General features: G+C 60.9%; 29 protein-coding genes and 1 pseudogene. 17 read left to right on the forward strand and 13 right to left on the reverse strand.

The features are described 5' to 3' along the window. Window position 1 precedes the first annotated feature (1 nt). The 5 genes from nqrF to WA145_RS08100 all read left to right on the forward strand — a co-directional run bounded on the left by nqrF (window position 2) and on the right by WA145_RS08100 (window position 4978). Entirely contained in the window at window positions 2–1228 is a 1227-nt protein-coding gene (gene nqrF / locus WA145_RS08080) for an NADH:ubiquinone reductase (Na(+)-transporting) subunit F (protein ID WP_422581076.1), read from the forward strand. Between the two features lie 104 nt (window positions 1229–1332). After that, window positions 1333–2256, forward strand: a complete 924-nt coding sequence (locus WA145_RS08085; protein ID WP_422581077.1) for an FAD:protein FMN transferase — start codon at window positions 1333–1335, stop codon at window positions 2254–2256. Beyond that, on the forward strand, window positions 2253–2480 hold the full coding sequence (nqrM, locus tag WA145_RS08090) for a (Na+)-NQR maturation NqrM (protein ID WP_422581078.1): 228 nt from the start codon (window positions 2253–2255) through the stop codon (window positions 2478–2480). The genes WA145_RS08085 and nqrM overlap by 4 nt, the downstream gene beginning before the upstream one ends. 120 nt (window positions 2481–2600) lie before the next feature. After that, the gene (gene sthA, locus WA145_RS08095) at window positions 2601–3995 is read left to right on the forward strand and encodes a Si-specific NAD(P)(+) transhydrogenase (protein ID WP_422581079.1); all 1395 of its coding nucleotides are present in this window, start codon (window positions 2601–2603) and stop codon (window positions 3993–3995) included. Between the two features lie 416 nt (window positions 3996–4411). Continuing rightward, window positions 4412–4978 (forward strand): hypothetical protein, encoded by a 567-nt coding sequence (locus tag WA145_RS08100; protein ID WP_422581080.1) that lies wholly within the window; start codon window positions 4412–4414, stop codon window positions 4976–4978. A 44-nt stretch (window positions 4979–5022) separates the two neighbouring features. On the opposite strand, the gene ptrC is transcribed toward WA145_RS08100, so the two are convergent. Both ptrC and WA145_RS08110 read right to left on the reverse strand, forming a co-directional pair. Further along, window positions 5023–5220, reverse strand: a complete 198-nt coding sequence (gene ptrC, locus WA145_RS08105) for a type III secretion system co-regulatory protein PtrC (RefSeq protein ID WP_422581081.1) — start codon at window positions 5218–5220, stop codon at window positions 5023–5025. A gap of 32 nt (window positions 5221–5252) precedes the next feature. After that, a complete protein-coding gene (locus tag WA145_RS08110) occupies window positions 5253–5384 on the reverse strand; it encodes a hypothetical protein (protein ID WP_422581082.1) in 132 nt (43 codons plus the stop codon). A 219-nt stretch (window positions 5385–5603) separates the two neighbouring features. Here WA145_RS08110 and WA145_RS08115 point away from each other — a divergent pair, with 219 nt between their 5' ends. Then, window positions 5604–6332: an amidotransferase gene (locus WA145_RS08115; RefSeq protein ID WP_422581083.1), complete on the forward strand. Its 729-nt coding sequence runs from the start codon at window positions 5604–5606 to the stop codon at window positions 6330–6332. 77 nt (window positions 6333–6409) lie between these two features. Here the strand turns inward: WA145_RS08115 and WA145_RS08120 are convergent, their stop codons facing one another. Beyond that, window positions 6410–7471, reverse strand: coding sequence for an SMP-30/gluconolactonase/LRE family protein (locus WA145_RS08120; protein WP_422581084.1), 1062 nt, complete (start codon window positions 7469–7471; stop codon window positions 6410–6412). Between the two features lie 141 nt (window positions 7472–7612). On the opposite strand from WA145_RS08120, the gene rnd reads away from it, so the two are divergent. The 5 genes from rnd (at window position 7613) to WA145_RS08145 (ending at window position 11823) form a co-directional block, all read left to right on the forward strand. After that, a complete protein-coding gene (gene rnd / locus WA145_RS08125) occupies window positions 7613–8746 on the forward strand; it encodes a ribonuclease D (protein ID WP_422581085.1) in 1134 nt (377 codons plus the stop codon). Continuing rightward, window positions 8743–9036 (forward strand): YcgL domain-containing protein, encoded by a 294-nt coding sequence (locus tag WA145_RS08130; protein ID WP_422581086.1) that lies wholly within the window; start codon window positions 8743–8745, stop codon window positions 9034–9036. The genes rnd and WA145_RS08130 overlap by 4 nt, the downstream gene beginning before the upstream one ends. A 29-nt stretch (window positions 9037–9065) precedes the next feature. Continuing rightward, window positions 9066–9998 (forward strand): D-2-hydroxyacid dehydrogenase, encoded by a 933-nt coding sequence (locus WA145_RS08135; RefSeq protein ID WP_422581087.1) that lies wholly within the window; start codon window positions 9066–9068, stop codon window positions 9996–9998. An 84-nt stretch (window positions 9999–10082) separates the two neighbouring features. Then, entirely contained in the window at window positions 10083–10532 is a 450-nt protein-coding gene (locus WA145_RS08140; RefSeq protein ID WP_422581088.1) for a YcgN family cysteine cluster protein, read from the forward strand. Between the two features lie 64 nt (window positions 10533–10596). Further along, window positions 10597–11823 (forward strand): hypothetical protein, encoded by a 1227-nt coding sequence (locus tag WA145_RS08145; RefSeq protein ID WP_422581089.1) that lies wholly within the window; start codon window positions 10597–10599, stop codon window positions 11821–11823. A 134-nt stretch (window positions 11824–11957) separates the two neighbouring features. Here the strand turns inward: WA145_RS08145 and WA145_RS08150 are convergent, their stop codons facing one another. Together WA145_RS08150 and WA145_RS08155 are read right to left on the reverse strand one after the other, a co-directional pair. Further along, the gene (locus tag WA145_RS08150) at window positions 11958–12428 is read right to left on the reverse strand and encodes an RNA methyltransferase (protein ID WP_422581090.1); all 471 of its coding nucleotides are present in this window, start codon (window positions 12426–12428) and stop codon (window positions 11958–11960) included. 249 nt (window positions 12429–12677) lie between these two features. Further along, window positions 12678–13049 (reverse strand): YajD family HNH nuclease, encoded by a 372-nt coding sequence (locus WA145_RS08155; protein ID WP_422581091.1) that lies wholly within the window; start codon window positions 13047–13049, stop codon window positions 12678–12680. A 124-nt stretch (window positions 13050–13173) separates the two neighbouring features. Between WA145_RS08155 and WA145_RS08160 the strand changes: the two genes are divergently transcribed. Further along, window positions 13174–13473, forward strand: coding sequence for a hypothetical protein (locus tag WA145_RS08160; protein WP_422581092.1), 300 nt, complete (start codon window positions 13174–13176; stop codon window positions 13471–13473). Window positions 13474–13484: 11 nt separating this feature from the next. Here WA145_RS08160 and WA145_RS08165 read toward each other — a convergent pair whose 3' ends face one another. The 4 genes and pseudogenes from WA145_RS08165 to WA145_RS08180 all read right to left on the reverse strand — a co-directional run bounded on the left by WA145_RS08165 (window position 13485) and on the right by WA145_RS08180 (window position 18061). Beyond that, entirely contained in the window at window positions 13485–13958 is a 474-nt protein-coding gene (locus WA145_RS08165) for a Crp/Fnr family transcriptional regulator (protein WP_422581093.1), read from the reverse strand. 119 nt (window positions 13959–14077) lie between these two features. Continuing rightward, window positions 14078–15073, reverse strand: coding sequence for a methyl-accepting chemotaxis protein (locus WA145_RS08170; protein WP_422581136.1), 996 nt, complete (start codon window positions 15071–15073; stop codon window positions 14078–14080). Between the two features lie 123 nt (window positions 15074–15196). Next, window positions 15197–15703, reverse strand: a pseudogene (locus tag WA145_RS08175) (Tar ligand binding domain-containing protein); the annotation flags it as partial. Between the two features lie 327 nt (window positions 15704–16030). After that, on the reverse strand, window positions 16031–18061 hold the full coding sequence (locus WA145_RS08180; protein WP_422581094.1) for a S9 family peptidase: 2031 nt from the start codon (window positions 18059–18061) through the stop codon (window positions 16031–16033). A gap of 151 nt (window positions 18062–18212) precedes the next feature. Here WA145_RS08180 and WA145_RS08185 point away from each other — a divergent pair, with 151 nt between their 5' ends. The 4 genes from WA145_RS08185 (at window position 18213) to WA145_RS08200 (ending at window position 20504) form a co-directional block, all read left to right on the forward strand. Next, window positions 18213–18686, forward strand: a complete 474-nt coding sequence (locus WA145_RS08185) for an MFS transporter (protein WP_422581095.1) — start codon at window positions 18213–18215, stop codon at window positions 18684–18686. A gap of 62 nt (window positions 18687–18748) precedes the next feature. Next, on the forward strand, window positions 18749–19192 hold the full coding sequence (locus WA145_RS08190) for an HIT family protein (RefSeq protein ID WP_422581096.1): 444 nt from the start codon (window positions 18749–18751) through the stop codon (window positions 19190–19192). Next, window positions 19185–19961, forward strand: a complete 777-nt coding sequence (locus WA145_RS08195) for a class II glutamine amidotransferase (RefSeq protein ID WP_422581097.1) — start codon at window positions 19185–19187, stop codon at window positions 19959–19961. The genes WA145_RS08190 and WA145_RS08195 overlap by 8 nt, the downstream gene beginning before the upstream one ends. Before the next feature lie 18 nt (window positions 19962–19979). Continuing rightward, a complete protein-coding gene (locus WA145_RS08200) occupies window positions 19980–20504 on the forward strand; it encodes a DUF2937 family protein (RefSeq protein ID WP_422581098.1) in 525 nt (174 codons plus the stop codon). 62 nt (window positions 20505–20566) lie between these two features. On the opposite strand, the gene WA145_RS08205 is transcribed toward WA145_RS08200, so the two are convergent. Continuing rightward, window positions 20567–21553: a DMT family transporter gene (locus WA145_RS08205; protein WP_422581099.1), complete on the reverse strand. Its 987-nt coding sequence runs from the start codon at window positions 21551–21553 to the stop codon at window positions 20567–20569. A gap of 105 nt (window positions 21554–21658) precedes the next feature. Between WA145_RS08205 and WA145_RS08210 the strand changes: the two genes are divergently transcribed. After that, complete coding sequence (locus tag WA145_RS08210; protein ID WP_422581100.1) at window positions 21659–22549, forward strand: LysR substrate-binding domain-containing protein; 891 nt, start codon at window positions 21659–21661, stop codon at window positions 22547–22549. Between the two features lie 41 nt (window positions 22550–22590). Here WA145_RS08210 and WA145_RS08215 read toward each other — a convergent pair whose 3' ends face one another. The 3 genes from WA145_RS08215 to WA145_RS08225 all read right to left on the reverse strand — a co-directional run bounded on the left by WA145_RS08215 (window position 22591) and on the right by WA145_RS08225 (window position 25960). Then, window positions 22591–23769, reverse strand: a complete 1179-nt coding sequence (locus tag WA145_RS08215) for a vWA domain-containing protein (RefSeq protein ID WP_422581101.1) — start codon at window positions 23767–23769, stop codon at window positions 22591–22593. A gap of 141 nt (window positions 23770–23910) precedes the next feature. After that, window positions 23911–24756, reverse strand: coding sequence for an AAA family ATPase (locus WA145_RS08220; protein ID WP_422581102.1), 846 nt, complete (start codon window positions 24754–24756; stop codon window positions 23911–23913). A gap of 139 nt (window positions 24757–24895) precedes the next feature. Then, window positions 24896–25960: a DUF748 domain-containing protein gene (locus WA145_RS08225; RefSeq protein WP_422581103.1), complete on the reverse strand. Its 1065-nt coding sequence runs from the start codon at window positions 25958–25960 to the stop codon at window positions 24896–24898. Window positions 25961–26053 lie beyond the last annotated feature (93 nt).

Genomic DNA, 26053 nt, shown 5'->3' on the forward strand with positions numbered 1-26053 from the left:
GATGATCAATTTAGAGATTCTTATCGCCATCGGCATGTTCACCGGCATCGTGCTGGCGCTGGTGCTGGTCATTCTCGCGGCGCGCGCCAAGCTGGTTTCCAGCGGTGATGTGAGCATCGAGATCAACGGCGAAAAAACCATTGTGGTACCCGCCGGCGGCAAATTGCTGCAGACCCTGGCGGCCAACAATATCTTCCTCTCCTCAGCCTGCGGTGGCGGCGGTACCTGCGCCCAGTGCAAGTGTGTGGTCGAGCACGGCGGCGGTGAAATGCTGCCGACCGAGGAGGCCGCGTTCACCCGTCGCGAGGCCAAGGCTGGCTGGCGCCTGTCCTGCCAGACGCCGGTCAAGCAGGACATGAAGATCGAGGTGCCGGAAGAAGTCTTCGGCGTGAAGAAGTGGCAATGCACCGTTGAGTCCAACCCCAACGTGGCCACCTTTATCAAGGAGCTGACGCTGAAACTGCCGGAAGGCGAAAGCGTCGACTTCCGTGCCGGTGGCTATGTGCAGCTGGAATGTCCGCCGCACGAAGTGCACTACAAAGACTTCGACATTCAGGAAGAGTACCGCGGCGACTGGGACAAGTTTAACCAGTGGAAGTACGTGTCCAAGGTCGAAGAGACCGTGATCCGTGCCTACTCCATGGCCAACTACCCGGAAGAAGTGGGTCTGGTGAAGTTCAATATCCGTATTGCTTCGCCGCCACCGGGCAAGGACGATCTGCCACCAGGCAAGATGAGTTCCTATGTGTTCAGCCTCAAGCCGGGCGACAAGATCGATGTGTACGGCCCATTCGGTGAGTTCTTCGCCAAGGAAACCGACGCCGAGATGGTATTCATCGGTGGTGGTGCCGGTATGGCGCCGATGCGCTCGCACATCTTCGACCAGCTCAAGCGCTTGAAGTCGACCCGCAAGATCAGCTTCTGGTACGGCGCGCGCTCCATGCGTGAGGCTTTCTACGTTGAAGAGTACGATCAGCTGCAGGCCGAGAACCCCAACTTCAAGTGGCATCTGGCGCTGTCCGATCCGCTGCCGGAAGACAACTGGACAGGCCTCAAGGGCTTTATCCACAACGTGCTGTACGAGAACTACCTGAAGGACCATCCGGCTCCGGAAGAGTGCGAGTTCTACATGTGCGGCCCGCCCATGATGAACGCCGCCGTGATCAAGATGCTGATTGACCTGGGTGTGGAGGAGGAGAACATCCTGCTCGACGACTTCGGCGGTTAAGCATGAGCCATGTGCTACTGCGGCCCGTTATCGCTGTCAGCTTGCTGGCAGCCCTAACGGGCTGTTGGTTTTCAGAGCCTGTAGAAGAGTTTGCCGGCCCGACCATGGGCAGCACCTACACGGTCAAATACGTGCGCAGCAAGGAATCGCCGAGCCTTGAGCTACTCAAGCGCGAGACCGATGCCATCCTGGCTGAGGTTGACCAGCAGATGTCGACCTATCGCGATGATTCCGCCATCGAGCAATTCAACCAGGCCCCAGCGGGCACCTGTCAGGCCATGCCGGACGGGGTGCTGGAGCTGGTCGATGCCGGACGCCTGCTGCATGAGCAAAGTCAGGGTGCTTTTGATCTGACTCTGGAACCGCTGCTCAACCTGTGGGGTTTTGGCCCCAAAGCGCGCGCCGAAAAGGTGCCGACCGCTGAGCAACTGGCCGCCGCGCGTGCGCAGGTCGGTATGCAGCATCTGCGTCGTGATGGGCAGCAGCTGTGCAAAGCGGTTGATGTGCAGGTCGACTTCAACAGCATTGCCGCCGGTTATGCGGTGGACAAGATCGTGCAGCGCTTCACTGAGCTGGGCGTGACTCGCTATATGGTTGAGGTCACTGGTGAGCTCAAGGCCGCGGGCAAAAAGCCAGATGGTCAGCCTTGGCGTATTGGTCTGGAGGCACCGCAGGACGGCCAGCGTGTCGCCCAGCGGGTGTTGGCGGTGGATGGCTACGGCATTTCCACCTCGGGTGATTACCGTAATTACTTCGAGGAAGAGGGGCGGCGTTACTCGCACACCCTCGATCCGTTGACCGGCGCACCCATCACCCACACGCTGGCAGCGGTAACCGTGGTGGACAAATCGACCTTGCGCGCCGATGGCTTGTCTACAGTGCTAATGGTGATGGGTACTGAGCGTGGCCTGGCATTTGCTGAGCGCATGGGGATTGCGGCGTTTTTCGTGACCCGTGAGGGTGACGCTTTCGTCACACAGACAACTCAGGCTTTCGAGCAGCTATTCGCTGCAGGAGACGAGCAATGACGTTTTTAGTGGTGTTTCTGGTCATGCTGCTGGTAGTCGGCATGATGGCTGTGGGCGTAATCATGGGCCGCAAGCCCATCGCCGGTTCGTGCGGTGGTATCGCCAATCTGGGTATCGAGAAGGAATGCTCGATCTGTGGTGGCAGCCGCGAGAAGTGCGAGGAAATCAACAGCGACCCGCAAGGCAAAACCGCAGAGCTGGGCTACGACGCGACCAAACGCTAATCGTTCTGTGCCCGGCGAACAAGCTAGGCTGCAAACGTATTGATTGTCAGGCTGCGTATGCAGCTCTGGCCCTGCCGAGAGCACGGTACAAGTGCTCCGGTGTGATCTGAAGGAGTAAACATGGCGGTCTACAACTACGATGTGGTGGTGCTGGGTTCGGGGCCGGCGGGCGAGGGCGCGGCAATGAACGCGGCCAAGGCTGGGCGCAAGGTGGCAGTGGTCGACAGCCGTCGCGAAGTCGGCGGTAACTGCACCCACCTGGGCACCATCCCGTCCAAGGCGCTGCGCCATTCGGTGCGGCAGATCATGCAGTTCAACACCAACCCGATGTTCCGCCAGATTGGTGAGCCGCGCTGGTTCTCCTTCCCCGACGTGCTGAAAAGCGCCGAGCGGGTAATCGCCAAGCAGGTGAGCTCGCGCACCGGTTACTACGCGCGCAATCGCATTGATGTGTTCTTCGGCACCGGCAGCTTTGCCGATGAGCACACCATCGAAGTGGTCTGCGCCAATGGCGTGGTGGAAAAACTGGTGGCCAAGCAGATCGTCATCGCCACCGGTTCGCGGCCGTATCGTCCAGCCGATGTCGATTTTCGTCACCCGCGCGTGTATGACAGCGACACCATCCTCAGCCTGGGCCACACCCCGCGCCGCATCATCATCTATGGCGCCGGAGTGATCGGTTCCGAGTACGCCTCGATCTTCAGCGGCCTGGGCGTACTGGTCGACCTGATCGACAACCGCGACCAGCTGCTCAGCTTCCTCGATGCGGAAATCTCCGATGCGCTGAGCTATCACCTGCGTAACAACAACGTGCTGATTCGTCATAACGAAGAGTACGAAAGTGTCGAGGGTGTGGAGAACGGCGTGGTTCTGCACCTCAAGTCCGGCAAGAAGATCAAGGCTGACGCCTTTCTCTGGTGCAACGGCCGTACCGGCAATACCGATCAGCTGGGCTTGGAAAATATCGGCATCAAGGTCAACAGCCGTGGCCAGATCGAGGTCGATCAGAATTACCGCACCCAGGTGTCGAACGTTTACGCCGCTGGCGACGTGATTGGCTGGCCGAGCCTGGCCAGTGCGGCAGCCGACCAGGGCCGCTCGGCTGCCGGTAGCATTGTTGACAATGGCAGCTGGCGTTTCGTCGACGACGTGCCGACCGGCATTTACACCATTCCCGAGATCAGCTCGATCGGCAAGACTGAGCGTGAGCTGACTCAGGCCAAGATCCCTTACGAAGTGGGTAAGGCGTTCTTCAAAGGCATGGCGCGGGCGCAGATTTCCCACGAGCCGGTGGGCATGCTCAAGCTGCTGTTCCACCGTGAAACCCTGGAGGTACTGGGCGTGCACTGCTTCGGCTACCAGGCCTCGGAGATTGTGCATATCGGCCAGGCGATCATGAACCAGAAGGGTGAGGCCAACAGCATCAAGTACTTCGTCAACACCACCTTCAACTACCCGACCATGGCGGAAGCTTATCGGGTGGCGGCGTTCGACGGCCTTAACCGGCTTTTTTGAGCGGCTCCGGCCGGTGGCCTGAGCCGGCTGGGGAGAACCCGTTCAGCGACTCCTGCGACTGGCGTTGGCCTAATCGCGAAAGTTTCTGATCAGGCTTAAGGTAAAAACCGGCCCTTGTGGCCGGTTTCTCGTTTGTGCGCTAGATGCGGCCTATCGGATGCACGCTCAAGTGAAAACGATGTCGCGACACGTGCGGGGCATGCTGGGCCGAAGTCTAACTGGCAGATAGCCGCCTGCCGCAGTATGCACAAAGCGCCCGATTCAGATTGTGCGGCTTACAGAGGCAAGGGCCGCGTTCATACAGCCAAGGCCAGAGGTGCATTGGCAAGCAACGCTGAGAGTAGCGAGACGCAGTCTTAATCGCTTAACCTGAACCGCTGTACTTAGGATCCTACGCTTAGTGGTGTAAGAGGGTCTTGGGTGTCAATCTGCCAGTTAATCGATTAACACATGGCCGGTTGTTGTCAGCGGATTGGGACTGTGATCTTGTTCGGGAGCGAAATATGCAACAGGGACTAATTGGCCTACTGCTGACAGGGTTGCTCGGCACTGCGCAAGCTGCGGATGAGCGACCTTACTTGATGGCCCTGGCTAACCTTGGCGGTTCTAATCTGGCGCAGGTGGTTTTTCTCTACGAACCTGAGATCACTCAGCTTGAGGCCTGCGAGGCGGCGCGGTTAAAGGGTATACGCGAGCGTGACTGGGCGAATTATCACCACGTGTTTATGAGCCACCGCATGAAAGGCTATACGGTGCAGTTGCAATATCGCTGTGTGCTTAACGATCAACCCATCGACTCCTGGTATGACCGAGCGAAATACGACTACGCCTACTTGGTGGAAGTTGATCCAGCTGCGCGCATGCACTTACGGCAAATAGCCAACTTGGCCCAGTGCACCAGCATCCTGCAGAGCCTGCCGGATGCTCAGCGTCAGCAAACGTTCTGCGCTAAGGCAAACCAGAAGTTGCTGGCTGAGCACTAGTCAGTGCGTATTGCAGACGCCGCCCGATGCCAGTGCAGTAGCGTTCAGCTGGCCTGGCGGGCGCAGACCAACTGCTCAATAGCCTGACGCTCGCTCAGTTGGGTGGGCATACGCAGGGTGGTCAGGCTGCCGTCGCCGAGCTGGATGGCCAGCTCGGACTCGAAGTGGATACCACTGCTGTCGACAGTGGCGTAGGTCACGCCATAGACGTTCTGGTTGCTCAGCGATTGGGCGATGCTCATGGCGATTTTCCTCATGCTAATGGCGCAGTTATTTACCGGCGGCTCTGGTCGGCCTTGAGTTGCGCGGCTTGGATTTTTTCGGCTTGGCGCTGGTTGTCCGCGCTGTGGCTGCTGGTGAAGGCTGAGGCGGCAAGCAGGCTGGCGATGGCGGAGAAACGGCTCATGCGGATGTCCTCTGGTGGGGTGGGCGCAGTGCCCGATGGCCAGATCATCTGCGCGGGCGGCTATCGACAGAAGTGAATGATGCTTATGGTGACTATCGAGGGCGCTGATAGGTCGGGTAACTGGTCGGGTTTAGCCCGCAGCTATTGCCTTGCAGCCTGTCAGCAGGCACGCTTGCGCGCTGGTAAAACAACCCTCCTGCGCCCTAGGTAACCGCCCATATGCCGCTGCAGATCTGCATCCTGGAAACCGATGTTCTTCGCCCTGAATTGGTCGATCAATACGACAGTTACGGCCGTATGTTCGAGCAGTTGTTCGCCCGTCAGCCGATTGCGGCCGAGTTCAAGGTGTACAACGTGATGGAGGGGCATTACCCGCCGGACAGCGAGCGCTACGATGCCTATCTGGTGACCGGCAGCAAGGCGGATTCCTTCGGTAGCGAGGCCTGGATTCAGACCCTGAAAACCTACCTGCTGGAGCGCTTCAACCGTGGTGACAAGCTGCTCGGTGTGTGTTTCGGTCATCAACTGCTGGCGTTGCTGCTAGGCGGTAGGGCCGAGCGTGCCGTGCAGGGCTGGGGCGTGGGTATCCATCAGTACCGTATGGCGAACAAGCCGACCTGGATGAGCCCTGATCTGGAAGACCTGACCCTGTTGATCAGCCACCAGGACCAGGTCACCCAACTGCCGGAGAACGCCACGTTGCTGGCCAGCAGCGAGTTCTGTCCGATTGCCTCCTACTGCATCGGCGATCAGGTGCTGTGCTTCCAGGGCCACCCCGAGTTTGTGCATGACTACTCGCGCGCACTGCTCGACCTGCGTCAGCAGCATATTGGCGAGCCGACTTACTCCAAGGGTGTCGACAGCCTGCAGCACGATCATCAGGGCCACACCGTGGCCGAGTGGATGATGCGCTTTGTCGCGCATGGTCGCGCGGGCCTCAGCGAGTAAGTGACGGTTAGTGAGGCATAGCACCCCTCTAGCACTGATCAGTGCTAGAGGGGTTTTCAGGCGACAACGGTCGTTTTTCAGCGAATTCTCAGCTTACCGATCCGATCATTATCCAGGCTGCCGAAGTACAGGTAGTCGCCCACCGGCTTGACCGAGGTGATCATGCGCAGGTGGGTGCCGCTGGTGTCGTGCAGGCTCTGGGTGATTTCACCTTGCTCGTTGAGGGCGATGGCAAAGCCGTAAGGCACCGCCTTGGGCCAGAACGCGCGGGGCAGTTTGGCCAGCTGCGCTTTGGCCCAGGGCGAGCGGTGTAGCATGTCGGCATCGGCTTTGCGCGGGGTCGGCAGGGCCACCCAGAAGGTGCCGTTGCGGTCGCCCTGCAGGTTGTCCGGCAGGCCCGGTAGGTTGTCGATAAAGATGTCGTGGCTGCCGGCCTTGTCGCCGCTCAGCCAGTAGCGGGTGATGCGGTAACGGTAGGTTTCGTTGACCAGCACGAAGTCCTCATTGGCCGACAGCGCCACACCGTTGGCGAAATACAGGTCCTTGAGCAGCACACGGGTTTCGCCGCTGGCCGGGTTGTAGCTGAGCAGGCGGCCGTGGGGGCGGGCTTCGAGCAGGTCGAGCAGGTAGTCGGGCTGTTCGAAGCGCTGGCTGGCATCGCTGAAATAGATGATGCCGTCGCGGGCGATATCCAGATCGTCGGTGAACTTGAAGGCGACGCCTTCGGCTTCGGTGGTTAGTACCTTGATCTGCCCCTGGGCGTCGATGCTCAGCAAGCCCTTGTAGGCGTCGGCGACGATCAGGTTGCCGGCGGCGTCAAAGTCCATGCCCAGCGGGCGGCCTTGGGTGTCGGCGAAGGTTTCCACACTGCCATCGGCTTTGATCCGCACGATTCTGCCGTCATGCAGGCCGCTGTAAACCTGGCCCAGGGCATCCACGGCAGTGTCTTCTGGGCCGTGCACCTGGCCGCGGCCGAGCAGTTCTGCCTTCATTAGGGTGTCGTTGGGTTCCAGTATGCCGGTCATGGGCGGTATGGTCGGGGCTTCCCAGGCCAATGGATCAATCGGACTGGGCGTGACGGCGAGGTAGATCGCCGCCGCCGCAATCAAGGCCACAAGCAGGCCAAGCAGTTTCTTCATTGTTGTTATTCCCTGTGCTGAAGATGATTCTAGATGCAAGCGCCCGCAGAATAACGCGTCTGCAGCCCGTCGCGCATCGTCAATGCCCGGCTATTGGGTGTGGCGATATATACTGCGCGACATTCTTGATGGGAGAGCCGCGTGGCGATTGATATTCAGTGGGTTGGTGATGACGCCAGCCTGGCGCAGCATTGTGCAACCTGGCGCACGCTGGCATTTGTGGCGGTGGATACCGAGTTTATGCGGGTCGACACCTTTTACCCGATTGCCGGCCTGCTGCAGGTCAGCGAAGGTGAGCGGGCGTACCTGATCGATCCGCTGCTGATCAGCGACTGGACGCCCTTTGCCGAGCTGCTGCAAGACCCGGCCGTGGTCAAGGTGCTGCATGCCTGCAGTGAAGACCTGGAAGTCTTTCTGCGCCTGACCGGCAGCCTGCCCACGCCGCTGTTCGACACCCAGCTGGCCGCCGGCTACCTCAATCTGGGCTTCTCCATGGGCTATTCGCGCCTGGTGCAGGCGGTGCTGAATATCGAACTGCCCAAGGGCGAGACCCGTTCCGACTGGCTGCAGCGGCCGTTGTCGGTCACTCAGGTCAGCTATGCGGCGGAAGACGTGCTGCACCTGGCCGAGGTGTATGCGCAGCTCAAGGCGCAGCTGTCGGCCGAGAAATACGCCTGGGTGCTGGAGGATGGCGCCGAGCTGGTCAGCAACCTCGGCCGCGAAGTCGATCCGCAGCTGGCTTACCGCGAAGCCAAGCTGGCCTGGAAACTCAACCGGCAGCAGTTGGCCGTGCTGAAGGCGCTGTGCACCTGGCGTGAAGGCCAGGCGCGCAAGCGCAATCAGCCGCGCAACCGGATTATCCGTGAGCATTCGTTGTGGCCCCTGGCGCGCACCCAACCGGACAACCTGGTGGCGCTGGCGCGGATCGAGGACATGCACCCGAAAACCGTACGCCAGGACGGCGAGTTTATTCTGCAGCTGATCAAGCAGGCCGCCGCCACCCCGGCTGAAGACTGGCCGGCAGCCTTGCCCGAGCCCTTGCCGCTGGAGTCTGCGTCGTTGCTGAAAAAGTTGCGCGCCATTGGCCAGCGCGAAGGTGAGCGGCTGAACATCGCCCCGGAGCTGATGCTGCGCAAGAAAACCCTCGAGGCCCTGCTGAAAACCGGCTACCCCAATGGGCCCTACCAGCTGCCGGAGTCGCTGCGCGGCTGGCGGCGTGAATTGATGGGCCAGGCGTTGCTGGATTGCCTGGCTGCAACCGGAGAGTCCGCGTGAAACGTATCTGCTCAATCTACAAAAGTCCGCGCAAGAACGAGATGTACCTCTACGTGCTGCGCAGTGATGGCCTCAAGCGCGTGCCGGAAAACCTGCTGCTGGCCTTCGGCCCGCCGGCCCTGGCCTTCGAGATGGTGCTGACCCCCGGGCGTGTGCTGGCCCGCGAAGACATCCACAAGGTGCTGGCTAACCTTGACGAGCAGGGCTACCACCTGCAGATGCCACCGCCGGAAGATGAATATATCGAGCATCTGCCGGACGAGTTGCTGCGCCGTAACGACCCGATGTAACCGCCATGCCCGCCACTGCGAAGGCCCCTATGCACCTGTTGATTGCCGAAGCCGAACACGCGTTGTATGCCGAATTACTGCGCCAGCAGGCCCCTGAGCTTGAGTTGTGCGGCAGTGAGCGGCCGGCCGCGTTAGCCGAATACGCTGCAAGCTGCCCGCTATGGCTGGGCCAGCCGGATCTGCTCGCCCCCTGGCGGCGTCAGGGCCTCCGGCCGCAGTGGTTGCAATCGACCTGGGCCGGCATCACGCCGCTGCTGGCCAGGGATTTGCCAACGAACTACGCGCTAACCCGCGCGGTGGGCATCTTCGGCCAGGTGATGGCCGAGTATGTGCTGGGCCATCTGCTGGCCCATGAGCGCCAACTGTTCGCGGCACTGGCCGCCCAGATCGAGCAGCGCTGGGATAACCGCAGGCCGCGCAGTCTGGTCGGGCGCAAAGCGCTGATTGTCGGCACCGGTGATATCGGCCTGAGCGTGGCGCAGTTTCTTGCACCCTTCGGCATCGAGCTGCTGGGTATCGCCAGCAGTCCACGCAATCTGCCGCCGTTCCGTCAGGTGGCCGGGCTCGACGCGCTGCCGCGCCTGGTGGCTGAGGCCGATTACCTGATCAACCTGCTACCGGATACGCTGGCCACCCGCGATATCTATGACGCAGCGCTGTTCGCCACCTGCAAGCCGAGTGCACTGTTTGTCAATGCCGGGCGCGGTGTGGCGGTGGTCGATCAGGCACTGGTCAGCGCCTTGCAGCAAGGGCAACTGGCTGGCGCGGTGATTGATGTCTGCCGTGAAGAGCCGCTACCTGCTGGTCATCCATTTTGGGATGCGCCGCGTCTGCTGCTCACCGGGCACAGCTCGGCGCCGACGGATCCGCGCCTGCTGGTGCAACTGTTTGTCGAGAACCTGGCGCGCTGGCAGGCAGGTGCTGCACTGCGCGGGCACGTCGATTTTGCTCGTGGTTATTAATTGACCATTCGGCTCGCCGCCCTTGGCCGTTGTTGCCCCAGCCGCTAGACTGCCGGCCTTTTCGCCCCTCACCGTACCCTCGCCATGGCCGCCAAAGTCGAACCTTTCTGGAAACGCAAAACCCTCGCACAGCTGGATCAGGATGAGTGGGAATCGCTGTGCGATGGCTGCGGCCTGTGCTGCCTGCAAAAGCTCGAGGATGAGGAGGATGGCAGCGTGTATTACACGCGCATCGCCTGCAAGCTGCTGGACCTGCAGACCTGCCGCTGCACCGACTACAGCAACCGGCGCAAATTCGTTGCCGACTGCATCCAACTCACCCCGGCCCAGGCCGATCAATTCCAGTGGCTACCGCCGACCTGCGCCTACCGCCTGGTCAGCGAGGGCAAGGATCTGTTGCTCTGGCATCACCTGGTCTGTGGCGACCCGGAGCAGGTGCATAAACAGCGGATTTCCCAGGCCGGACGCATGCTCAGCGAAAACAGCGTGGCCGAGGATGAGTGGGAAGATCATATGATCTTCCGCGCTGGCTGAACCTCGGCGATAAATGTCAGCCTAAACTCGCCTGAAACACTGATTTGCACTGTGGAGCTTTGCCATGTTGATGCGCCGTTTGCTGCTGTCCGTTGTGCTGCTGAGCCTGAGCACGCCTTTGTGGGCGAAGAAGGTCGATCTGGATTACCAGGTGCGCTTTCTGCCGGACACCGAGCAGGCCGAGGTCAGCCTGACTCTAGAGGATGGTGCGCCGGTGATCAGTCTGGCCTTCAATCTGGGCGAGCAGGGCGTGTACAGCGACTTCAAGGCCGACGGCCAGTGGACGCAGAACAGCCCCGAGCTGGGTATCTGGCAGCCAGGTAAAGGCAAATCGACCCTGAGTTACCGCGTGCGGATTAACAACGAGCGTAGCGCTGGCCGTTTTGATGCGCGGATCACCAAGGACTGGGTGCTGCTGCGCGGCGATGACCTGGTGCCGGCGGCCAAGCTGCGTCAGCAAGAGAAAACCGAGCTGGTCGCGCGACTGCAGTTCGACCTGCCCAAGGGCTGGAAGAGCGTCGAAACTGGCTGGCCGCGTATCGGCAAAAACAAGTTTCGCATCGACAACCCGCAGCGCAAGTTCGACCGCCCGACCGGTTGGATGGTCGCCGGCAAGATTGGCACCCGCCGCGCCAAACTGGGCGAAACCGATGTGACCATCACTGCCCCGGTGGGCGAGGGCATGCGCCGTATGGACGTGATGACCCTGCTGACCTTTATCTGGCCGCACGCCCAGGACGTATTTCCACGCGACCCGGCCAAGCTGCTGATCGTCGGCGCCGGCGACCCGATGTGGCGCGGCGGTCTGTCGGCGACCAACTCCTACTACATGCACGCAGACCGCCCGCTGGTCAGTGAGAACGGCACCAGTTCCCTGGTGCACGAGCTGGTGCATGTGTTCAGCCGGATCAAGGCGCGTGATCGCAGCGACTGGATCACCGAAGGCCTGGCCGAGTACTACGCCATCGAGCTGATGCGCCGCGCCGGTGGTCTCAGCGAAGAGCGTTACCAGAGAATCCGCGAGCAGCTGATCCGCTGGAGCAAACCGGTGGACAGTTTGCGTACCAACAACGCCAGCGGTCCGGTTACTGCTCGTGCGGTGTTGCTGCTGCAGGAGCTGGATCGGGAAATCCGTCAGGCCACCAAAGGCAGCACCCAACCGCGCTCGCTGGATGACGTGACCCGTGGCCTGATGCGCCTGGACAAGGCCAGCACCCAAGACTTTATCGAGATCAGCGAAAACGTTATGGGTAGTGCCTCAAAGACGCTGGACAACAAGCTGCTGCGCTAAAGCCTACTGCTTGCCTTGGCCGGGTAGGCCGGGTAACGGCGTCAGTTAGCGCTAAGGCTGCCAGGTATCAGGGTTCGGTGCTGATTGGGCTTAGGGTTACGGCTGTACTTGGCAGTCAGCCTGAATCGCCACGGTTATTTGAACTTGGCTCCGGATTTGGTGTTGATGCCTTTGGCCATGCGGTCGTAGAGCACCACATTGACGGTGGCGGCGAGGTTCATGCAGCCTTGGGTGGGGATGTAGATCACGTCCTCACACCAGTCGCGCACTTGCTGGCTTAGCGAGCCGTCTTCGGGGCCGAAGATATAGATGGCGCGGTCAGGGTGGGTGTATTGCGGCAGTGGCCGCGCGCCTTCGACCAGCTCCACGGCGACTGGCGTGCAGCCCAGGGGGATGATCTGCTGCAGGTCTTCCACGCCGATCAGCGGAATATCCATATAAATGCGCTGGGTGTCGGTGACAAAGTCGCGGGCACGGGCATAGCGCTTGCCGCTGTAGAACACCGAGGCGGCGCCATAGCAGCCGGCCGCACGCATCACTGCGCCGACGTTTTCCGGGGATTTGGGGTTGAACAGGCCGATGCAGGCGTATCTCTTGTTGGCCACGGTGGCACTCGCAAAAAATTTTCGGGAGAAATTTTTGACGCCGCGTAGCGGCGGCCCAAGGGGTGGTCGCCAAGGATGGCAGACCACAAAAAAGACGCGAGTATACCCGTATGGCGCGGCTGATTTTTTTGTAGCAGCCAGCTTGCTGGCGATTGGGGGTTAACAGCATCGCCAATAGGTAGGTTGGCTCGGATAGCGCTGTTGGGCTTCGCTGTGCTTAACGCCAACCTACCGTTCGGAAATACCGGATCAGTTCTTTTTCAGCCTGGCAGCCAGGTCGGCAAAGGGGTTGTGGGTCGCCTGCGCGGTTTTAGGTGTGCTCAGCGAGCCTTCGCTGAAGTACTGCTGGTCGGTGTAGCGCGAGTGTTCGTTGTCATGGCAGTACAGGCACAGCAGCTCCCAGTTGGAGCCGTCCTGCGGGTTGTTGTCGTGGTTATGGTCGCGGTGGTGCACGGTCAGCTCGCTCAAGCGCTTGCCGGAGAACTCGCGGGCGCAGCGGCCGCAGACGTGCGGGTACATCTTCAGCGCCTTGTCGCGGTAGCCTTCTTCACGCGAGCGCTGGGCCTCGGCGAGTATGCGGTCAAGCTTGCCGGTGGTGGAGGGGGATTTATCGCTGCTCATCTGGAGTCTCGTACGGTAGGCCTATGCCGTCAGTCTAGCCTTGCCGGCGGTCAGTGAGAACCGTCCGTGCGGCACTTAACGGAGTGACTGAGGCCCAAGTGAATAATGTTTGGGAGATGCCCGCATGCGCCTGACTACCCTGTTGCTTGTACTGAGCACGCTGGCGAGCACCTCGTTGCTGGCTCAGCAACCGCCGAAAATGCCAGCCACGGCGCCTGTAGCGGGTGCCCCTGGCACAGCCACGCCGCAACCCTATGCGCCGGTTGCGCCGCAGCATCTGCCAGCATCGACCCGCAATAAACCGCCACTGCTCAGGCAGGCGCCGCAGCCGCAATCCAACCAGCCGCGCCGTGATCAGGAACTGCCGTTGCTGCAACAGCAGCGTGAACGCAATACCCAGGCGCTGCCGCAACTCGCCGAGTGAGTGGCTGGTTGCTAGAGCTGCTGCTCGACCAACTGCCCATCGGCCATGCGCAAGCGTCGAGACATGGCGATAGCGATGGCGCGAATCACCTTGGCGGCGGTCTTTGGCGCTTCCTCAAGCATCTTGTCCAGTGAGTCCTTGGCCAGCATCAGCAGGCTGCAGTCACTCACAGCGATGCAACTGGCTGAGCGGCGTTCGCCATCGAGCACCGCCATCTCGCCAAAGGCGCGGCCCTTGCGCAGTTTAGCCAGTTCGATGGTTTCGCCGCTGGAGTTGATCTTGTGCACCGCTACCGCACCCGAATGGATGATGCACATAAAGCTGCCGGGGTCGCCTTCGCGGCAGATGCTCGCCTGCGGAGCGCATTTGCTGATGTTGAAGTAGCCGGCGGCGCTGAGCAGCTCGTTGGGCGTGAGGCTGTCGAACAGGCCGCAATCGAGCAGCATGTCGCGTATTTCATCAATCAGCTGGGAGTGGGCGGGCATGGACGGCAGCCTAGCAGTAGGGCGACATCGGTCGCATAGGTTGACCTTAGCCGCCCGCCACTGGGCTTGCCAGTGCCACTCGCTGTCTGCCGCCGAGTGGCCTGGGCGGGTACTGCGGTTTAGAAGCTGAAACGCTGCAGCACGCCTTGCAGGCGTCCGGACATGGCTTGCAGCGACTGGATGGCCTGCACGATGCCGCCTTGGGCGGTGGAGTTTTCTTCGACGATTTGCGCCACGCGCTCCACGCTCATGGCCACCTGTTCGCTGGCGGCGCGTTGCTCCTGCAGCGACAGCGAAATCACGCTGACGGCTTGCAGTGAATCATTCAGGGCCAGGCGAATTCCGGTCATCGAGCTGCCCGCCTGATCGACCAGCTGGGTGCCGATGCTGACCCGCTCACAGCCGGCGGCCATGCTGTTTTTCGCTTTGTGCATGCCGCTGTGAATGGTATCGACCAGGGCGACGATCTCGGTAGTGGAGTGGGCCGTACGCCCAGCCAGGTTGCGCACTTCATCGGCCACCACGGCAAAGCCGCGGCCTTGCTCGCCGGCCCGTGCGGCTTCGATGGCGGCGTTGAGGGCGAGCAGGTTGGTTTGTTCGGCAATGCCGCGAATCACGTCGACGATGGTGCTGATATTGCGTGACTGCGCAGCGAGGGTTTCCACGTCCTGTGAACTCTCGGCCACCAGCTCGGCGATGGTGTGCATTTCTGCTGTAGCGAGGGCCATCACCTGAATGCCTTGATCGGTCATGTCGCCGGCTTTCTTCGCCATGTCGTAGGTTTGCTGGGCGTTTTCGGCGATATGGTTGATGCTCACCGCCAGTTGCTCGACGGTGGCGGCCATGGCCGAGGCGGTATCGCTCTGTACGTTGGCGCTGGTCAGCACCTGCTCGGAGGAGGCGGCCAGTTGCAGGGTGGCGCATTCGATCTGTTTGGAGGCTTCGCCGATATTGCCGATCATGTCCTGCAGACCACGGCGCATGCCCTGCACGGATTTCATCACGCCGGTCAGCACCTGGTTGCCCAGGCCTTTGCCGCCGTCCAGACGGCCTTCGGCAATATGTGCGCTGATTTCTTCCAGCTCACCGGGCTCGGCGCCCAGTTGCCGGTTCATCAGGCGAGTGAAATAGAACACCTGCCCCAGGCCAACCAGCAGGGCAATCAGCAGCACGCCGATGCTCAGGCTAAGGTTACGCGCGTAGGCGGCTTCGCCGAGTTGGAACTGGCGCTTGGCTTCGAGCAGCTGCACGTCGATCAGCTCGGCGAATTTCTCCGACAGCGGGTCGATCAGTGGGTAGAGCCGCTGGCTGGCAAAGGCTTCGACGCCGGCTTTATCGCCACGGTTGAGCAGGCTTTGCAGTTCATTCAGTGGTTGCCGAGCTTGTTCCATCAGTGGATTGAGCTGCTCGATCAATTGAGTCTCTTCGCGGATCAGTTCGGTGGCCAGGTAAGCCTGCCAGGTTTCCTCGATGCGCCCCCGAGCTTGCTCAATCAATTGCTGTGCGGTTTTCTCATCGAGTTCGCCACTGCGCGTCTTGTGAGTCGCGTCGACGATATTGACCGCGTACAGGTCGGCAATCAGTTTAAGGTCGCGCAGCGGTACCACGCGGTCCAGGTACACCGTTTGCAGCCCCTTGACGGTGGCCTGCAGGCCATATAGGCCAAGGCCGCCGACACACAGCAAACCAAGCAGCAGGCAGCCGGCAAGGAGGAATAGGTGGGTTCTGATCTTCCAGTTTTTCATCACAGGCCTTCCGTGGTGAGTAGAGGGCAGAATAGCGAGGGTGGCAGTACGCCATTAAGGTGAGCTTCAGCGTAGCCGAGTCTTCACGCCAGGTTGGTCAAATCTGCATGGGCAGGCAATTTTCTGCCCTAAACATCTCCTGGCTGGCACCAGATACTCTGAGCCAGTGCCGCTGTGACACCCGTATTGCCGGCTCTGGTCCAGCCGCGTGTGGCATGGTCGAGGATGCTTGGCCTTCCTCGCGCAGTTTCTCAACCCCACCTAGGACGTATCGCCCGTGCCACATGCCAGAGGGATATAACCTATTGCTCAGGGCGAGGGCGGGGCTTAAGTACGGCTCAATACCTTGAGGATAAAGGCGTATTCCAGGGCGGCATCCTTGAGCGCCTGGTAGCGACCGCTCATGCCGCCGTGGCCGGCGTCCAGTTCGGTTTTCAGCAGCAACAGGTTGTTGTCGGTTTTCTGCGCACGCAGCTTGGCCACCCATTTGGCGGCTTCCCAGTACTGCACGCGGCTGTCGTTGAAGCCGGCCACCACGAGCAGCGCCGGGTAGGCCTGGGCCTGGACGTTTTCGTAGGGTGCGTAGCCTTTGATCCGTTCGAATACTTCGGCCTGGCTGGGGTCGCCCCATTCGTCGTACTCGGTCAGGGTCAGCGGCAGATCGGGGTTCTGCATGGTGTTGAGCACATCGACAAAGGGCACTTCGGCGATGGCGACGGCAAACAGCTCGGGGCGCTGATTGAGCACTGCGCCCATCAGCAAACCGCCGGCGCTACCGCCGCTGATCACCAGCTGCTGCGCGCTGGTGTAGCCGCTGGCGATAAGGTGCTCGGCGCAGGTGATAAAGTCGCCGAACGAGTTCTGCTTGTTTTCTAGTTTGCCGGCGCGGTACCAGGCTTCGCCCAGCTCACCGCCACCGCGGACATGGGCGATGGCAAAGACGAAACCGCGTTCAAGCAACGACAGCCGCGCATGGGAGAACCAGGGGTCGAGGCTTTCGCCATAAGCGCCATAGCCATAGAGGTAGAGCGGGGCGCTGGTGCCGAGTACCTCACGTTTAGCCACCAGGCTGATGGGCACCTGAGTACCATCGGCGGTGGTGGCCCATAGGCGTTGGCTGACATAGTTGTCGGCATCGAAGTCACCGAGCACCGGGGTTTGCTTGAGCACAACCTGTTCGCCAGTGGCCAGCTGCAGCTGACGCACCTGCGCCGGGCGATTGAGTGCTTCGTAGCGCAGGCGAATCACGGGGCTGTCGAACTCCAGGCTGTCCTGCACATACAGGCTGTAGGCAGCGTCCGGTAGCTGCACGCGGTAGGCCGCTTGCCCCTGCGGCTGCACCTCGATGATCGGCAGGCCGTTCTCGCGCAGGCTAAGCACCAGTGCTTGCTGATTAAGGCTGAGGCCTTCCAACATTACTTCGGGGTCATGGGCGCGTAGCAATTGCCAATGCTCGCGGTTTGGAGTTGCTTCGCAAGCAGCGAGCAGGGCGAAGTTGATGCCGTGCTGGTTGCTGCGGATCAGCCAGCTCCACTGGCCATTGAGGATGCCGTGGTCCAGGTCATACTCATGGCCTTCTTCGCGCGGGGCTACACAGCTGAAGCTGCCTTCAGGCGTTGCGGCATCCAGTACCCAGGCTTCACTGGTGGTCTTGCTGCCCAGTTGTACAATCAGCTGACGTTCGGAGCTGCTGCGGTAGCAGCTGAGGAAGAAGCGTCCATCCTGCTCATGGAACACCAGTTCGGCTGCGTCAGTGCCGAGGCGGTGGCGATAAAGTTTGTGTGGCCGATGGGTGTCGTCCAGTTCGCCGAAGAACAGCGTCTGGCTGTCATTGGCCCAGGTCATGCTGCCGTCGCAGTCTTCGAACGGCAGCTCGATCAGGCTGTCGTCGGCCAATTGCTTGACGAATAGCTGGTAGGTTTCCTCGCCGCTGGTGTCCAGGCTATAGGCCAGGCGCTGATGGTCAGGGCTGATGCTGAAGGCCCCCAGCGAGATAAAGCCGCCATCGGCCAGGGCATTGGGGTCGAGCAGCAACTGCTCACTGGCCTCATCGACAGTCAGCGAGCCATCGGCAGGTTTGCGGCAGCGATAATGCCGTGGGTATTCATCGCCAGCGGTGGTGCGCTGGTAATACAGATAGGGCCCCCAGGGTGACGGCAGGCTGAGGTCGGTTTCACGGATGCGTCCCTTGATCTCCTGAAACAGGGTTTCGCGCAGTGGCAGTTGCTCGCTGAGCTGTTGTTCCAGGTAGGTATTTTCCGCCTTGAGGTAATCAAGCACCTCAGCGCTGTCGCGGTTTTCCAGCCAGCGGTACGGGTCGGCAGCGTTGTCGACGCGGGCGATGGGGGCGTGAGGCATTGGGTAACTCCGTTAGCTGACAGCCGACAGCGGGGACGCCGAAGCAGGCAAAAGCCGTTATCATAAGCGCCACTTCGCCCGTCGGCTGCTGAAATCTGCGCGTTTAAGCGCCTATGCCGTCCGGTCTTCAATGCCAGAGAATTTGCGGTTTATGACTGAAAACGACTACCTGCTTGCCTGGGGCGCCTATCTGCTGGCGGCTTTTGGTTGTCTGTTGGTGTGGTTTCGCCTGACCGGCTGGATGTGGCGCTACCTGCGCGAGCCGCTGCGCGTGCTGATGCTGGTGCTGCTGTTCAGTCCAACCATTGTCGACCCCGGTAAAGAGCAGTTCGCCCCGGCGATCGCCATCACCGCCATGGATCTGTTGCTGGATGTGGGGAACAATGTCTGGCGCGCGGTGGCGGATTTGAGCATGTACGCGTTGATCGTGTTTGTTCTGTACCTGCTGTTTGTTGCCGCGCGCTGGCCCGTGGAGCGTTGGTGGCAGGCGCGCAAGGGACCGGCGCCGATTGCCGATGACGAGCCGACCCTGCGCGAGATGATGGCGCGCGATGAGCAGGATTTCGGCGACAGCCGTTACGATGCCCGTGGCGACCGCAGGCTGCGGGTCGAGCCGCGTCTGTAACTCAAACTTGCGCCAACGCACACAGCCGTTCAGCATGGCCTCTCACTGACTAAGGAGGGGTTATGACGTGTGTGTTCTGTGCAATCGCCGCTGAGCAACTGCCTGCCGAGCGTATCTATGAAGATGAGCAGTTTATCGTCCTGCTGGATATCTTCCCCCTGCGTCCGGCCCACGTGCTGATTGTTAGTCGTGAACACGCGCCCTTTCTCAAAGACCTCTCCGCTGCTGCCTGTGAGCAGTTACTGCCGCTGGCGCAGCGTATGGCTGCCGCTTTGCGAACGGCCGGTTTTGGCCAGCAGGGCATCAATTTTTTGGTCAATGACGGGCCGACTTCTAACCAGCATGTGCCGCACCTGCATCTGCACCTGATTCCGCGGCATAGCGGCGATGTCATGCAGCTACTGTGGCGCGCCCTGACGCGGTTTTTGCCGTTGGCGCGCAAACGCATCGAGGCCCGTCTGGCAATTGAGGCGCAGCAGCTGCGCGAGGCGTTACGCCATGTGTGAATTGCTGGGCATGAGCGCCAATGTGCCGACCGATATCGTCTTCAGCTTTACTGGCCTGATGCAGCGCGGCGGGCGTACCGGCCCGCACCGCGATGGCTGGGGCATCGGCTTTTATGAAGGGCGCGGTCTGCGCCTGTTTCAGGATCCGCGCGCCAGCAGCGAATCAGAGGTGGCGCAGCTGGTGCAGCGCTACCCGATCAAGAGCGAAGTGGTGATCGGTCATATCCGCCAGGCCAATGTCGGTCGCGTCTGCCTGGCCAACACCCATCCCTTTGTGCGCGAGATGTGGGGGCGCAACTGGTGCTTTGCGCACAATGGCCAATTGGCCGATTTTGCCCCGCAGCTGGATAACTACCGGCCGGTTGGTGACACCGACAGCGAAGCGGCCTTTTGTGACCTGCTCAATCGCCTGCGCCAGGCCTTTCCTGAGCCGGTGGTGGTGCAGCACTTGTTGCCCACCCTGCTCAGTGCCTGCGCCGGTTATCGCCAGCACGGTGTGTTCAATTGCCTGCTCAGCGATGGCGACTGGCTGTTCAGCTTTTGCAGCAGCAAGCTGGCGCATATCACCCGGCGTGCGCCGTTTGGCCCGGCGCACTTGAAAGATGCCGATATGCAGGTGGATTTCCAGGCGCAAACCACGCCCAATGATGTGGTCACGGTGCTCGCCACAGAGCCGTTGACCGATAACGAGCGCTGGACGCTGTACCAGCCGGGCGAGTGGCGCTTGTGGCGCGGCGGTGAATGTGTGGCGCAAGGCATGGTGAGCTGATTTTTAGGGGAGGGAAGAATGATTAGAAGCTATCTGCGGTTGGCCTTGTTTGCCCTGGGGTTGCTGGTCGGGGTGCAGGTGCCGGGTTTTATCGATGATTACAGCAAGCGCGTCGAAGCCCATCGCATCGAGTCGGAACAGGGACTCAAAGGCTTCCGGGAGACTGCAAAACGCTTTTTCAAAGGTGATCTGGTTGCGCTGGTCGGCCATTACCAGGTCAGCGCCGACCCAGTGATGCGCAGCGATGCGCAGAGCCTGGGCACTCTGGTCGAGCGTTCGGCCTTCCTTGAGCGCGAGTCCAAAGCCATGCAAGGACCCTGGTACGGCCAGGTCTGGCATCTGGCGACCGCCGCAGACCATGAGTTGCTGGAAGAAACCTTCGCGGCCTACCGCTACCAGGTGCTGCTGGCCCCCGAGGCCATCGCCTGGGGCATTGCCTGCGCCATGCTGCTGGCCTGGCTGCTGGAAAGCCTGGCGCTGCTGATTGGTATGCTGTTGGGTGCCGGCCGCAACCAGAAAGTGCAGCAGCGGCACTGGCGCTAAGTTGGATCACCCAAGGGCTCGCAAGAGCCCTTGGTGTTTCTGCTGATAAGCCGCTTCTAAGCCTACTGAGCGGGCGACGTCGGGGTGGCGAGTGCCTGCTTGCTAGCGTGAATATCCTCGGTGGTAGGTGCTGGTTGACCAGGCACTGTTTTACGCCGCGACACCAGCAGCACCCCCGCCAGAACCAGCCCGGCACCTGCCAGCTGGGCAAAAGACAGCGGCTCCGACAACAACATCCAGGCGAAGACAATCGTCAGGATCGGCCCCAGCGTGCCAATCAGCACGGTACGCGCCGAGCCAATCAGGCGCAGTGCGGCCGATTGCCAGAATATCGGCAGCACCGTGGAGAAAATCGCCATCGCCGCGCTGTATGCATACACCTCCACAGGCTGCTGCAGTGCGGAAAACGGTTGAGTGGCGAGGAAGTGAATCTGCGTGGCGAAGGTGGACACGATAATCGCCAGGGCGGCAAAGCGAATGGTGCCCAGCCGGTGAATCGCCACCTCAGCCCCGGAGCTGTACAGCGCGTAGCACAGCGCGGAGCCGAAAACGAAGGCGGCACCGATCAGTACCGTATGCAGGTCCTCCGCTACTTGCAGATCGTGGGCGAATGCCAGGCCGATACCGGCGTAGGTCAGCAGCAGCGCCGCAATCTGGCGTTTCTCCAGGCGCTTGCCCAGAAACAGCACGCCGATCAGCACGGTCATCGTTGGGTAGATAAATAGAATCAAGCGCTCCAGCGCCGCCGAGATGTACTGCAGGCCAATAAAATCCAGAATGCTGGCGCCGTAGTAGCCGAGCAGCCCCAGGGCAATCAGCATGCCCCAGTCTTTGCGGGTAAGCGGCGGCGCGGCGCGGCACAGCCATAGCGTGGCCCACAGCGCGATAGGCAGAGCAAAGCTCATGCGCAGCACCAGCAGGGTGACGGCGTCCACGGGCGCAGCAGCGTAGGCCAGCTTGACGAAGATCGCCTTGAACGAAAAACCGAAGGCGGCGAGCACCGCCAGTGCGATGCCCAATCGTTCGGCAGACCAGGTTTTCCATGGCATGGTAAGTAAAGTCCTAAAGAGTTGTGCTGAGCCGAATGATGCTGAGCGTAGAATCCCTATGGAATTGGCTTTTTCATAAGTAATTGTTCGGATTTAACTAACGCTATGCACTACGACCTGATTGATCTGCGTCTGTTTGTCGCGATTGCCGAAGCGAAAAATCTGACCCGAGGGGCCGCGCGCGTGCATTTGGCGGCGTCTTCGGCCAGTCACCGTATGCGCGTGCTGGAGGAGTCGATCGGCACGCCGCTGTTGCTCCGCGAACCTCGCGGCGTCAGCCTGACCCGCGCCGGCGAGGCGTTGCTGCGCCATGCGCGCCAGGTGTTTGCTCAGCTCGAACAGATGCATGCCGACCTTACGCCCTACGCCAAAGGTGTGCGTGGCCATGTCAGCCTGTGGGCCAACACCCATGCCACCCATACCTTTCTGCCCGACAGCCTTTCGAGCTTTCTACAGCGTCATCCGCAAGTCAGTATTTCCCTGGAGGAGCACACCAGCCCGCAGGTGCTGCTGGCGGTAGCGCGTGGCGAGGTGGAAGTTGGCGTGGTGGCGGGGACGATTGAAGGCGCTGAGGTTGAACTGATCCCGTACCGGGCCGACCGGCTGGTACTGATTGCACCGGCCGATCATCCGCTTGCGGCGAGCGCCAGCAGCCTGTTTGCCCAGGTGCTGGATTACCCCTTTGTAATGTTGCATGCAGGCTCGGCGATTCACACCTTTACCATGAATGCCGCCGCAGCCCTGGGGCGACATCTTGAAGTACGGATTCAGGTGCGCAGCTTCGAGGCGGTGTGCCGCATGGTCAGCGCAGGCGTTGGCATCGGTCTGGTGCCGCGCAGTGCGGTAACCGCTGGCGCACAGTTGGCTGTGATTGAGCTGGAAGAACCCTGGGCGCAGCGGGACTTGAAGGTCTGTGTGCGCAAGCGCGAGCTGTTGTCAGGGTTTGCTGCGGCACTGGTCGACTGCCTTACCGGCAGCGATACCAATCCCAGTTAACGCGCCCTGAAAAACAACGAGCCCTGCTGGGCCCGTTTGTCTTACTTCGATAGAAACTTCATGCCGTCTTCCAGGCCCTGCAAGGTCAGCGGGTACATCTGATCTTCCAGCAGTTCACGCATGATGTTGGTCGAGGCGGTGTAACTCCAGCTGTCCTTGGGGTAGGGGTTGATCCAGATAAGCTTCTTGTATTTCTCCATAAAGCGCTTGATCCAGACGTAACCCGGCTCCTCGTTCCAGTGCTCGACGCTGCCGCCGGCCTGGGTGATCTCGTAGGGCGCCATGGCCGCATCGCCGACGAACACTACCTTGTAGTCCGCGCCGTACTTGTGCAGCAGGTCCTGGGTGGCGAAGCGCTCGGAGGTGCGGCGCAGGTTGTTCTTCCACACCGACTCGTACACGCAGTTATGGAAGTAGAAGTACTCCATGTGCTTGAACTCGGTCTTGCAGGCGCTGAACAGTTCTTCGCAAACCTTGACGTGGGCATCCATCGAGCCGCCGATGTCGAACAGGATCAGCAATTTCACCGCGTTGCGCCGCTCCGGGCGCATCTGGATATTCAGCAGGCCGCCGTCTTTGGCGGTGTGGTCGATGGTGCCGTCCAGATCCAGCTCGTCCTGGGCGCCCTGGCGGGCGAACTTGCGCAGGCGGCGCAGGGCCACCTTGATATTGCGCGTACCCAGCTCGACCTGGTCGTCGAGGTTCTTGTACTCGCGCTGGTCCCAGACCTTGACCGCCTTGCCCTGACGCTTGCCGGCGTCGCCGACGCGGATGCCTTCCGGGTTGAAACCGCCGGAGCCGAACGGGCTGGTGCCGCCGGTGCCGATCCACTTGTTGCCGCCTGCGTGGCGTTCCTTCTGTTCTTCGAGGCGTTTCTTGAATTCCTCGATCAGCTTGTCCAGGCCGCCGAGGGATTCGATCTTGGCGCGTTCCTCGTCGGTCAGCGAACGTTCGAACTCCTTGCGCAGCCACTCATCGGGGATCAACGCCTCGATATGCTGGTTGAGGTTTTCCAGGCCCTTGAAATAGGCGCTAAACGCACGGTCAAACTTGTCGAAATGCCGCTCGTCCTTGACCAGGATGGTGCGCGAGAGGAAATAGAACTCGTCCATATCGGCGAACACCACGTTGTGTTTCAACGCGTTGATCAGGTCGAGCAGCTCGCGCACCGACACCGGTACCTTGGCGGCGCGCATTTCGTTAAACAGGTTGAGCAGCATGGCTGCACCTCACAGAGATCCGTAGGGTGGGTTAGCCGCGCAGCGGCGTAACCCACCATCGATGCCGCAGGCATCGCCTTGGCCAGCCTGGCGGCTGGTTGGTGGGTTACGCTTCGCTAACCCACCCTACAATTGCGTGGCTTACCGACTGGCGCGGCGGCTCATAAACGCCAGGCGCTCGAGCAGCTGCACATCCTGCTCGTTCTTTACCAGGGCGCCGGCCAGCGGCGGGATGGCCTTGGTCGGGTCGCGTTCGCGCAGCACCGCTTCGCCGATATTGTCGGCCATCAGCAGCTTCAGCCAGTCGACCAGTTCGCTGGTCGAGGGCTTCTTCTTCAGGCCCGGCACCTTGCGCACATCGAAGAACACGTCCAGCGCTTCGGCGACCAGGTCCTTCTTGATATTGGGGTAGTGCACATCGACGATCTTCTGCAGGGTCGCGCGATCCGGGAAGGCGATGTAGTGGAAGAAGCAGCGGCGCAGGAAAGCGTCCGGCAGTTCTTTTTCGTTGTTCGAGGTGATGATGATGATCGGGCGTTTTTTCGCCTTGATCGTCTCGTTGGTCTCGTAAACGTAGAACTCCATCTTGTCGAGTTCTTGCAGCAGGTCGTTGGGAAACTCGATGTCGGCCTTGTCGATTTCGTCGATCAGCAGAATCACCCGCTCATCGGACTCGAAAGCCTCCCAGAGCTTGCCTTTCTTGATGTAGTTGCGCACATCGTGGACTTTGTCGCTGTCCAGTTGCGAGTCGCGCAGACGGCTCACCGCGTCGTACTCGTAGAGGCCCTGGTGGGCCTTGGTGGTGGATTTGATGTGCCAGGTGATCAGGCGCGCGCCGAAGGATTCGGCCAGCTGTTCGGCCAGCATGGTCTTACCGGTGCCCGGCTCGCCCTTGACCAGCAACGGACGCTCCAGGGTGATGGCGGCATTGACCGCGAGTTTGAGGTCGTCGGTGGCGACATAGGACTGGGTGCCTTCGAACTTCATCGGTAAATCCTCGAACGGTAACGCGCAGGGCCATACCCGCGGGTGCAGTATTTGAAAAGTGGACTATAACGCGCAGCGCCGGTGACTGTGAACGCAGACGGGCCATTCAGTCACTGAATGGCGGGTCACCGCTTGCTTGTCACGGCTCCTGGCTGTCAAAGCGGCTATCGAGTGCACGCACAAAGGCGTTGCGCAGAATCGCCTGAAAGGCCTGCCAGCGGCTGACGTCATAGGCCTTGAGGTCACCCTCGATATTTATGCGGGTGGCGAACTGATCCTTGCGCTGGTTTTTCAGCGCCCAACTGCTGCTGCCTACCAGCGCTTCCCAGATCCCGGCGAAGAAGTTTTTGTCCTTGGCCACGACATCCTGTTGCCAGTCGAAGACTTCCATATCGCGCAACAGCGGTTTGGCATAGCCCTTGAGCTTGCCCTGGCGGGCATCCAGCTCCATGACGAAGTCGCCATGGCCGGCGGCAAAGTCGAAGCCGGCATAGGCGCGGGAAAAGCTGTTGAGCTGTCTGAGTTGAATATCGGTGATGCGCAGGCGCAGGTCGAAGTCATCCAGCTGGCCGAGCGGGTCGAAGTTGGCACTGAGCTGCACCGGGGCCTGCTCGAACACTTTGGCGCTGGCTTGCAGGCTGGCCGGGCGCGGATTGTCCGCGACGCTGACGTTGCTCAGGTTAAGGATGTGGCCGTTGATCTCGCTGGCCTGCAGGTCGACCGGCGGCTTGGCAGTGAAGTTGCGAAAGGCCAGGGTGCCATCGCGCACGCGGATTTCGTTGATATGAATCGGCAGCAAGCCCCTGAGCTGGGCGCGCCAATCGACGCCTTCGCCGGTTTGCGAGTTGGCGGCGGTGCCGCCGTCGACAAAGGTCAGCTGCGGCCGCTCGAAGGCGACTTCGGCAACCACCGTGCGGCTTTCCCACAGCGCCCGCCAGCTAATGGCCAGGTCGATAACCGGGGCTTTAAGCAACGGCACCGGCACCTTGCCGTTGAGCTTGACGATATTCAGACCGTTGATCTGATAGGCCCCGCGCCACAGAGCCAGGTCGATGTCGCTGATCTGACCGCGGTAGTCGCCCATATGGGCCAGCCGCTCATTCAGGTAGTCGCGCAGCAGCCAGGGCAGGGCGATATGCAGGGCCAGCAGGGCGACGGCCAGGCTCAGCAGGGTCCAGAGGGGGATGTGGTAGCGCTTCTTCATATAGAAACAGACTTATCCAATAACAATGGGTTCCAGCTTAGCTGTTCGCATGGCTGGACTGCTGCCCTAACCGGCCTTAGGCTTGAGAGCTTA

This window comes from Pseudomonas sp., assembly GCF_049301935.1.
Lineage (GTDB): Bacteria > Pseudomonadota > Gammaproteobacteria > Pseudomonadales > Pseudomonadaceae > Aquipseudomonas.